Source organism: Brachybacterium sp., from assembly GCF_052095815.1.
GTDB lineage: Bacteria > Actinomycetota > Actinomycetes > Actinomycetales > Dermabacteraceae > Brachybacterium.
Window position 1 is genome coordinate 1 of record NZ_JBQDLF010000077.1, and the last position, 9,779, is coordinate 9,779.

Here is a 9,779-nt window from a genome sequence, read left to right on the forward strand (position 1 = left end):
GCCGGGAACAGGATCGACCGCAACCGGGGCCGGGTGCCCCCCGAGGGTCGGGAGGCCGCAGCAGAGGTGGTGCTCATGGGGCCTTCCAACGGACCACCTCGACGAGCTCCTCCTCGCCATGGGCGGTGCCGCCCTGCAGGGACGTGATCCGCTGGCACAGCACCAGCGCATCCAGCGGCTCCTGCTCGGGGTGACGCCGGTCGTACTCGGCGGCCAGCGGGGCCAGCAGCTGCGGGTCGGACTCGATCGCCGGGAGATTGTTCTCCACGTCGGCCCGCTCGATGCCCACGCTCCGCGGTCCGAAGCGGATGTCGAAGGGCTCTCCGTCGCCGCGGATGCCCTGCAGGCAGGTGTTGACCACCTCTCCGTCGGGGTCGGTGCCGGAGGAGAACTGGTCCAGGACCCCGAAGGGGAACAGATCGTTCGAGCGGGTCAGCCCGCCCACCGTCAGCACCCCCACGCACAGCAGCACCGCCAGCAGCCGCCAGGCCATGGCGGCGGGGGCGAGGCGGACGGGGGGCGGCACGTGTCGAGGATATCGGGAAGGCCCGGCGTGCTCAGCGCAGCAGCGCGGCGACCTCATGGAGCATCGTCGGCTGCCACCAGGCCCAGTCATGGCCGCCGCTGTGTGCGTCCAGGGTGACGTCCAGGGCGGTGCCGTGCTGCGCGGCGCCGGTGACGAGTCCCTCGTGCAGCGCTCGGGAGCGGGCGGGCATGTCCCCCTCGTACCGGCCCACCTGGAGCCGCAGCCGCAGCGGTCCCGACGTGCTGCGCGCGGCTGCGCGCAGCAGCGGCGCGGTCAGGGCGCCCGCGGGATAGCGCCACAGCGAGACCGACTGCGCGATCACCGCCCCGATCAGCTGCGGGGCGCGGGCCACGGCGAAGAGTGCGGTGAGGCCGCCGAAGCTGGAGCCGGTGACGATCGTGCGTGCGGGATCGGCGGTGACGAGCACGCGCGCGCGTCCCCGGCCCGTGCCGAGACCGTACGCACGCAGGGAGGGCACCAGCTGCTCCGCGATCCACCGGGCATGCCCGCCGGGTACCCCGAGCACCTCGCCGCGCTGTGGTCCGGAGTCCACGAACACCGCAGCCAGCGGCGGCAGCACCCCGGCGGCGACGCCTCGGGCGAGCAGCGTCGGCGTGTCCAGATGCTCCACGTGCTGCGCGCCGTCGGTGAGGATGAGCAGGGGCAGCGGAGCTTCGGGGTCGAGGCCCTCGCAGCCCGCGTCCCCCGGGCGCGAGGCCCACCACCGGGTGCGCGGCCCGTCGCTCGGGGAGGCGAGCGGGAGCACCCGGGGGCCGGGACCCTCCGTCTCCGCGGCGCTCGGCGCGAAGGGTGCGTCGTCGGGGAGCGCGATGACCGAGCGCGCCGCCCCGCCGCGTCCGGCCCGGTGCCGGCGCGGGTTCCCCGGGTCGGGCACCACCTCCACGCCGGGTGCCTTCATGCCGGCGCTGCGCCACGGCGGCTCGCCGGGCCCGCGGTGCACTGCGAACCCATAGCTCGCACGCCAGTCCGCGGGGACCTCGAACACGCCCTCCCAGCGGCCGTTCCCCTGCGGCCGCAGCTCGCAGGCATCCGCCGGGGAAGGGTGCCACCAGCCGCTCGCCTGCAGCGCCACCGCGCTCGCCGCCTCTGCGGTGTGGCGGATGCGCACCAGGGCGCCCTCGCCCTCGCGCCGGAGCAGGTGCGGACCCGCCCCGTCAGCGGCGTCGTGCGCGCTGCCGTGCGCGCTGCCGTGCGCGGTGTCGTCGCGCCGACGGATCGGCGTCGGCTCCTCGCGTCCGGGAGGACGGGGCAGCGGCTCCCACAGCTCGGCGGGGAACAGCTGGTCCTCGGTCGCGGGGGTCATGGGCGGCTCCTGGTCTGGGCCCGCCAGGGCGGGACGGGAGGGGGGAGGGGCGGTGCGAGATCCCCGGGGACGGTCCTGCGGGTCACCGATTCCGGGGCGGCACCCGTGACCTGGCGGAAGGCGCGGGAGAAGCCGCTGGCGTGGGCGAAGCCCATGCGTCGGGCCACCGTCTTCACCGGCATCCCGGCGGCGAGCAGATCCTCCGCCTGCTCCGCCCGCACCTGGTTCCGCCAGCTCACGAACCCGGTGCCGGTCGCCTCCCGGACGGCGCGCTCGAGCGTGCGACGGTGGGGGCAGGGCGCGGTCGCGCCGCCCTCCAGACGCTCCCAGGTCGCCGGCGACCAGCTCCCGGCCGGGTCCCGGATCACCCGCTCGCGCAGCAGGTCCACCGGTGCCGGGGCGCCGCCGTCGAGGCGCAGCACGCCGGTGCGCTGCACGAGGCCGGCCAGCGCTCGCGGCAGCGCGGTCTCGTCGAAGCCCGGAGGTCGCAGCGCCGAAGAGCCGGCGACCGCATGATGCTCCGCGCGCAGCCGCGTCCGCGCCGGCAGGTACATGAGCTCGATGCGCCCCTCCGCCCCGTCGAGGGAGAGCCCGGTCCCGTGATGGAACACGGGCAGAGCGACACCCGCCTCCCGGGTGAGGATCCGGTGCGGCACCCCCGGCGGCACCGCGAGCGCCATGTGCTCGGCCAGGTCCACCGCGGCGCAGCCCCCGGCCACATCGCGGACCATCACGGTGGCCGGCCCGAAGGCGGCGATCACCAGCACGTGCTCGTCCCGGTTGGTGACCCATTCGATGTGCGAGGTGGGAGGAGGGCGCATCCGGTGCGAGGCCCCGCCGGCCATCCGCGAGCGGACCGCCTCTCCGAGTGCCCGCAGGCGGGACTCCGCGGGGCGCAGATCCGTCGTGCCCGCCACGGAGAGCGCCAGCAGCGCGGCCGCGAGGCCCCGGTCCACCTCGACCACCGGGCTCCCTGTCGGCGAACCGGTCCCGGGCGCGCCGCGCGGCGGCAGGAAGACGGGATGCAGGAGCGTCCCGGCGGGGACCTCGACGGTGTGCCGCTGCCCCGCGCGGAGCAGCAGGGCGCTGTCGGCAGGCACCGCGAGAGGGCGTGCCTCCTCTGCACCGGGCACTGCGTCGGACACTCCGACGCGCGCGCACCCGGTGCGGCACCACAGCACCAGATCGGCCTCGGCGTGCACGCGCGGGCGGAGGCGCACGGTGCGCGGCAGGGTGGTCGCCGCTGCGCCGCCGCGGTCCGGTGTCGCGATCGGATACGTGATGGCCTCCTCCGTGTGGTCCCACCGATGTAGCTGAGGCTTACCTTACTAGGGGCTGCGCGTCGACCGCCGCCCAGCGCACCCTCTCGAGCGAAGGACCCATCGTGCCCCTGCACCTCACCCGCCGTCATGCCCTCACCGCCCTCGGCGCCGCCGGACTCGGCGGCCTCGCCGCCGCCTGCGGCACCGGCGCCGACGGAGACGCCGCGGCCGCGGAGGACGCCGCCGCCCCGGACGCCTCGCGCGTGCCCGCCGGTGAGGGCGCCACCACCTACCCGCTCGAGCTGGTCTCCCCCTTCGGCACCACCACCCTCGAGGAGCGTCCCTCCCGGATCGCGGTCGTCTCCGGCATCCAGGACCTCGAGGCCGTGCTCGCCCTCGGCGCCTTCCCGGTGATCACCGATGAGATCTGGACCCCGTGGCAGCGCGAGGCGATGGAGGGCCACGAGGTCGAGGAGTACGACATCTGGGCCGATGCCGGCCTGCCCCTCGAGCAGCTCCTCGCCGCCGCCCCCGATCTCATCGTCGCGACCACCTACGGCAGCCTCGACCAGGACTTCGAGCGGCTCGCGCAGATCGCCCCGGTCCTGACCATGGAGTCCTACGAGGACCAGGAGTCCTGGGAGTACGACTGGCGGGACGTGATCCGTCGGGTCGGCCTCGCCCTCGACCTCGCGCAGACCGCCGAGCGCGTCGTCGAGGAGACCGAGCAGCTCGCCGTGGACACCGCTGCCGCCCACCCCGAATGGCAGGGCACCACCCTCTCCTTCGTGCTCAACCGCGGCGAGCAGGCCGGCATCTCCGTCTCGAACTACACCGGCTCCGTCGTCGAGGAGGTCGCCACGTCCTGGGGCTTCGCCCCGCAGCCGCAGGCCGACGCCCTCGCCGCCGCCCAGGGCGACGTCAGCCTCGAGAACCTGGACATGATCGAGGCGGATCTCGTGGTGATCGCCCAGCATGGAGGCCACGGCACGCCCGAGGAGGCACAGGCGTGGCTCGAGGCCAACCAGCTGTACCAGTCCCTGCCGGCCGTGCAGGAGGGACGGGTCGCGATCATCGAGCCCGACGAGGACGGCACCCTCCCCATCGCCTGGGGCTTCGACTACCCCAATGCGCTCTCGACCCCCTGGACGGTCGCGAAGTTCTCCGAGGCCGTCGCGCCGGTCCTCGGGTGAGCACGGCGACCACGGCGGCGCCGGGACGGCCGCACCGCGGTGCCCCAGCTCGGCCGGCCCGCCGCCGCGGTCGGCGGGCCGTCGGCCTCACCGCAGCGGCGCTGGTCGTCCTGCTGCTGCTGGCTGTGGCCTGCTCGATCGCGGTCGGGGCGCGGGAGGTGGCCGTCCTGGACGTGCTGCGCGCTGAGCTGGGGGTGGAACTCGTCGTGGATCCCGACGAGCGCTACATCGTGCTGTCCATGCGGGTGCCGCGCAGCCTGACCGCCCTCGCCGTCGGCGCCGCCCTCGGTGTCGCGGGGGCGCTCGTGCAGGCCCTGACCCGCAACCCTCTCGCCGACACCGGCATCCTCGGGGTCGACGCGGGCGCCGCCTTCTCCGTCACCCTCGGCATCGCCCTCACGGGCGTGGTGGGCATCAGCGGCTATGCCTGGTTCGCCTTCGCCGGCGCGCTGCTCACCACCGTCGCGGTGCACCTCATCGGCGCGACCGGCCGCTCCGGCCCCGACCCGCTGCGCCTGGTGCTGGCGGGCCTCGCCCTCGGCGCCGTGCTCAGCGGCATCACCGGGATGGTGACCCTCGCCGATCCCGACACCTTCGACGCCATGCGCTCCTGGACGGTGGGCACCCTCGAGAACCGCGGCACCGCCCACCTGCTGCCGATGCTCCCGTATCTCGGCCTCGGAGGGCTGCTGGCCCTGGCCTGCGCCGGCTCGCTGAACGCCCTCGCGCTCGGGGACGAGGTGGCCATCGCCCACGGCGTGCCCGTGCGCGCCGTGCGCGTCGCGGTGATCGCGGCGATCACCCTGCTGGCCGGGAGCGCGGTGGCGATCTGCGGCCCGATCGGCTTCGTGGGGCTGATGGTGCCGCACGTGATCCGCTGGTGCGTGGGCCCGGACCAGGTGCGGCTGCTGCCGCTGAGCGCCCTCGGCGGTGCCGTGCTGCTGCTGGCCGCGGACGTGCTCGGACGTGTCCTGGTGGCGCCCGCGGAGATGCCCGCCGGGGTGGTCACCGCCTTCGTCGGCGCCCCGGTGCTGATCGTGCTGGTGCGCGCGCGCAGGAGGCTGAGCGGGCTGTGACCGACCTCGACCGCCGCCCGGCCGTGCTCTCGGCGCACCGGGACCGCTTCCTCCACCTCGCCCTGGGCCCGGTGCGGCTCCGCCTCGAGCGCCGGGCGCTGCGCCTGTCCGCCGTGCTGCTGCTGACGGGGGCCGTGGTGAGCCTGCTCGCCCTGATGCTCGGGGACTACCGCCTCTCCGGGCAGCAGGTGTTCGCTGCGCTCGCCGGGCGGGGCGACGAGATCACCACGGTCATCGTCCGGGACTGGCGCCTCCCGCGAGCCCTCGCCGCCCTCGTGTTCGGCGCCGCGCTCGCCGTCTCCGGCGCCGTGTTCCAGTCCCTCACCCGCAATCCCCTGGCCAGCCCCGACATCATCGGCTTCTCCACCGGCTCGTACACCGGGGCGCTGCTGGTGCTGCTCGTGCTCGGCGGTGGCTACCTGCAGGTCGCGGCCGGGGCGATCACCGGCGGCATCGCCACGGCGCTGGTGATCTATGTGCTCGCCCACCGCCGCGGGATGCAGGGCTTCCGCCTGATCATCGTCGGCATCGCGGTCTCCTCCATGCTCGGCGCGCTGAACTCCTATCTGCTGCTGGTCGCGCGGCGCGAGATCGCCCTCGGCGCCGCGATCTGGGGAGCCGGGTCCCTCGCGAGCGTCGACACGACCATGCTGCGGTGGGGCACGCTCGCCATCGGCCTGCTGCTCGCCCTCGTCGCGACCGTCGCCCCGGCCCTGCGGGAGCTCGAGCTGGGCGACGATGTCGCCCTCGCTCACGGGGTGGTGAGGCGGCGCGTCTGGGCCGTCGCCGTGGTCGCGGGCGTGGCGCTGACCGCCGTGGTCACTGCGGCCTGCGGGCCGATCGCCTTCGTGTCCCTGGTGGCGCCCCAGATCGTCCGGCGCCTCGCGGGACAGGGCGATGCCCCGCTCGTGCCCACCGCCCTGCTGGGCGCGGTGCTGCTGGGCGCCGCCGACCTGGTGGGCCAGCACGCCCTGCCCCAGCCGGTGCCCGTGGGCCTGGTGACCGTCGTGGTCGGCGGCTGCTACCTGCTCCATCTGATCCTGCGCGAGAGGCGCCGACGGCGCCCCTGACCCCCGCCCCTGCGCCTCCCTTCCCGCCCTGCCCCTGCCGATCCCTGACCCCGCCCCGTTCGAGAGGAACCCCTGTGCGCTCCCTGCGAGACTGGACCTTCTACCCCATCACCACCCGCGAGCTGGTGGTGCGCGCCGCCGTCGACGTGACCCCGGCGATGCGCCGCGTCACCCTGGGCGGCCCCGGCCTGGCGGCGCACACCGCCCCCTCCGGCCACCGCGTGCAGGCCTTCCGCTCCGACGGCTTCGACGACGAGTTCAAGCTGTTCCTGCGCCATCCCGAGGAGCCCGTCGCCCTGGTGCCCGCGCAGCTCGACGGCGTGCTCGACTGGCCGCGCCACCCTCACCTGATCTCCCGCACCTACACCGCTCGGCGCTGGGACCAGGGCGCTCAGGAGCTGGACGTGGACCTGGTGCTGCACGGGGACGGGCCCGCAGCGGCCTGGGCGCGCACGGTGCAGGTCGGGGACAGCGTGCAGATCGCCGGCCCGAAGATGTCCGGCACCCATCCCCGCGGGGCGGACTGGTCGCTGATCGTGGGCGACGAGACCGCGCTGCCGGCGATCGGCCGCTGGCTCGAGGAGTTCCCCGAGGGGGCACGGGCGCAGGTGTTCGTCGAGGTGGGGGAGGACTCGCACCGTCAGGAGCTGACGGTGCCGGAGGGGGTGGAGCTCACCTGGCTGGTGCGCGAGGGCGCCCCGGCGGGGTCCACCAGCCTCCTGTTCGACGCCGTCCGCGCCGCCCCCTGGTGGCCGGGCACGGTGTTCGCCTGGGCGGCGGGGGAGGCTCTGACCCTCGCCCCGCTCCGCCGCTGGCTGCGCCGTGAGAAGCAGCTCGACCCCGAGCAGCTCGACGTCACCGGGTACTGGCGCCGGCCCGCCGCCACGGACTCCTCGGGCCCCGCGGAGGCCACCGGCGGAGCCCTCCCCGGGGGTGCCGAGCCGTCGGGCGACGGCTCCATCGAGAAGGTCGCGACGGCTGCGGCGGCCGCGACCGGTCCGGAGGAGTCGGCCCCCGGGGCCGAGCCCCAGGAGGACGAGGATCTGCTCCACGCCGCCGAGCTGGTGGGCCCGATGGCGCTGCGGATCGCCGCCACGATCGGCCTCGGCTCCCACCTCGCCGACGGCCCGGCGACCACCGCCGAGCTCGCCGCACGCAGCGGCTGCTCCGAGAGCGGTCTGTCGCATCTGCTGCGCTATCTCGAGGCCATCGGGATCGTGCAGCGTGACAGGCGTGACAGGGAGGCATCCGGCACCTGGTGCTGGGTCTTCACCGCCCGCGGGCTCGAGATGAGCGACGAATGGTACGAGGACCGCCTGCGGCTGGACGGCCCCCACGGGCTCGAGCAGCTCGCGATCCTCGGCCTGCTGCGTGCCGTGCGCACCGGAGTCGGCGCCGACGTCGAGCAGGTGCTGGAGGGGCTCGGCATCGTCGAGGCGTCGACCCGGCACCAGCGGCGGCAGGACCGGCTGCGGGCGGAGGCCGACCGTGCCGTCTTCCTGGCCGGCCCGCTCGCGGAGGCGGAGGCGCTCGCCGACTGGTCCGCGCTGCGGATCTCGGGGCGTGGGGCCGACGAGATCGCCCTTGCCCTGCGCCGTGCGCGACCTGCGGCAGAGCTGTCGGTGCTGGTGGATCCGACGGACGCCGAGGCGATGCGCGAACGGCTCGCCGGCGCCGCCGTCACCGTCGAGGAGCAGGGGCTGTTCGCCCCGTCGCCGAGCCCGGCGGACGCTCATCTCCTGGTGGACCTGCTGGACCGCTATCCGGACGATGCCGCGATCGCGGTGCTGCGCGCCGCAAGGGCGGCCTGCGGCGGCGGGCGCGTGGTGCTGGTGGGCGAGGCGCTCGAGGACGAGGCGCTGGACGAGCACGAGTGCGAGGACGATCTGCTCGCGTTCGCCCGGGGCGAAGCGGGGCTGCGCACCCGCGCCGAGCGCGACGAGCTGGTGCGCCGGGCCGGTCTCGAGGTCGTCTCGGCCTCGAGCGTGGGATGGGGGTTCGATGTCCGCGTCCTCGCCTGAACCCGTGGGGCAACGCCCGGTGCTCGGCGTCGAGCAGGTGACCCTCGGTTACGGCGAGCGGGCGATCTCACGCGACCTCGACCTGCAGATCCGGCCCGGCTCCTTCACCGTGATCCTCGGCCCCAACGCCTGCGGCAAGTCGACGCTGCTGCGGTCGCTCGCGCGGGTGCTGACCCCGTCGGCGGGCCGCATCGTGCTGGACGGGAAGGATCTGCACCGCCTGCGCGCCCGGGACGTCGCCCGCCGGCTGGGTCTGCTGCCCCAGACCGCGCTCGCCCCCGACGGGATCACCGTCGTCGACCTCGTCTCGCGGGGTCGGTTCCCGCATCGCAGCCTGGTGCGCCGCTGGACTGACGAGGACGACGCCGCCGTCGAGCGCGCCCTGGCCGCCACCCGCACCGTCGAGCTCGCCGACCGCCTCGTGGACGAGCTCTCCGGTGGCCAGCGGCAGCGGGTCTGGGTGGCGATGCTGCTCGCACAGGAGACCGAGCTGATGCTGCTGGACGAGCCGACCACCTTCCTCGACATCGCCCACCAGTACGAGCTGCTCGAGCTGCTGCGGGGCTTCCACGAGCACGGGCGCACCCTCGTCGTGGTCCTCCACGACCTCAACCAGGCCGCGCGCTACGCGACCGACCTGGTGGTGATGCACGAGGGCGAGGTGGTGACCACCGGGGCACCGCAGGACGTGGTCACCCCCGCGCTGCTGCGGGACGTCTTCTCGCTGGACTGCCTCGTGGTGCCCGATCCCGCCTCCGGCACCCCCATGGTGGTCCCGACGGTTTGTACTCGATAATTCCCCGGGTGTCATTCTCCGAGGTGCCATTCTCGGTAAAAGTTTCACCAAGCAATGGCTCGGACTTGGCATCGAACTGACCGGAAGTGCTGGTGGGACGGGCACGGTGGGGGAGGGTCGACGCCCGTCGTCGGCCGCACTCTTCCCCGCCCCTTCCCCCGTGGCCGTCCTCAGGAGCCCCCGAATGCCTGCACCCGCCCGTGTCCCCACCCATCGTGCCGACGGCTCCGCGGTGTACTTCCACGGCCTCCGCGTGGCCCCGAAGATGGCGGCCGCGACCGGCGGCGCCGTGATCGCGGCCGGCCTGGGCATCTCCGGGGCCGGGGTCGCCACCGCCGATACCGGTGTCTGGGACAAGGTCGCCCAGTGCGAGTCCGGCGGCAACTGGTCGATCAGCACGGGCAACGGCTACTACGGAGGGCTCCAGTTCTCCCCTTCCACCTGGAAGGCCTTCGGCGGCCACGAGTTCGCGAGCCAGGCGAACCAGGCCACGAAGTCCGAGCAGATCGCC

9 protein-coding genes are annotated in these 9,779 nt (G+C 74.8%); 6 read left to right on the plus strand and 3 right to left on the minus strand.

Annotation, left to right across the window (positions count from 1 at the left end):
• Positions 1-73 precede the first annotated feature (73 nt).
• The 3 genes from ACTH43_RS17835 to ACTH43_RS17845 are packed head-to-tail and all read right to left on the minus strand — an operon-like array spanning position 74 to position 2,950.
• On the minus strand, positions 74-526 hold the full coding sequence (locus tag ACTH43_RS17835; RefSeq protein ID WP_193115775.1) for a hypothetical protein: 453 nt from the start codon (positions 524-526) through the stop codon (positions 74-76).
• Between the two features lie 31 nt (positions 527-557).
• Positions 558-1,850, minus strand: coding sequence for an alpha/beta hydrolase-fold protein (locus ACTH43_RS17840; RefSeq protein WP_193115774.1), 1,293 nt, complete (start codon positions 1,848-1,850; stop codon positions 558-560).
• Positions 1,847-2,950: a helix-turn-helix domain-containing protein gene (locus tag ACTH43_RS17845; protein ID WP_441446238.1), complete on the minus strand. Its 1,104-nt coding sequence runs from the start codon at positions 2,948-2,950 to the stop codon at positions 1,847-1,849. Before ACTH43_RS17845 ends, ACTH43_RS17840 begins: the two co-directional genes overlap by 4 nt.
• 284 nt (positions 2,951-3,234) lie before the next feature.
• On the opposite strand from ACTH43_RS17845, the gene ACTH43_RS17850 reads away from it, so the two are divergent.
• From ACTH43_RS17850 to ACTH43_RS17875, 6 genes are all read left to right on the plus strand, one after another.
• Positions 3,235-4,305, plus strand: a complete 1,071-nt coding sequence (locus ACTH43_RS17850) for an ABC transporter substrate-binding protein (protein ID WP_441446239.1) — start codon at positions 3,235-3,237, stop codon at positions 4,303-4,305.
• Complete coding sequence (locus tag ACTH43_RS17855; RefSeq protein ID WP_193115771.1) at positions 4,302-5,381, plus strand: FecCD family ABC transporter permease; 1,080 nt, start codon at positions 4,302-4,304, stop codon at positions 5,379-5,381. Before ACTH43_RS17850 ends, ACTH43_RS17855 begins: the two co-directional genes overlap by 4 nt.
• Positions 5,378-6,451, plus strand: coding sequence for a FecCD family ABC transporter permease (locus ACTH43_RS17860; RefSeq protein ID WP_319021460.1), 1,074 nt, complete (start codon positions 5,378-5,380; stop codon positions 6,449-6,451). The genes ACTH43_RS17855 and ACTH43_RS17860 overlap by 4 nt, the downstream gene beginning before the upstream one ends.
• 74 nt (positions 6,452-6,525) lie before the next feature.
• Entirely contained in the window at positions 6,526-8,472 is a 1,947-nt protein-coding gene (locus ACTH43_RS17865) for an SIP domain-containing protein (RefSeq protein WP_441446240.1), read from the plus strand.
• 4 nt (positions 8,473-8,476) lie between these two features.
• A complete protein-coding gene (locus tag ACTH43_RS17870; protein WP_441446241.1) occupies positions 8,477-9,268 on the plus strand; it encodes an ABC transporter ATP-binding protein in 792 nt (263 codons plus the stop codon).
• 184 nt (positions 9,269-9,452) lie between these two features.
• On the plus strand, positions 9,453-9,779 hold a 327-nt coding region (locus ACTH43_RS17875), incomplete at its 3' end, for a transglycosylase family protein (RefSeq protein ID WP_441446242.1).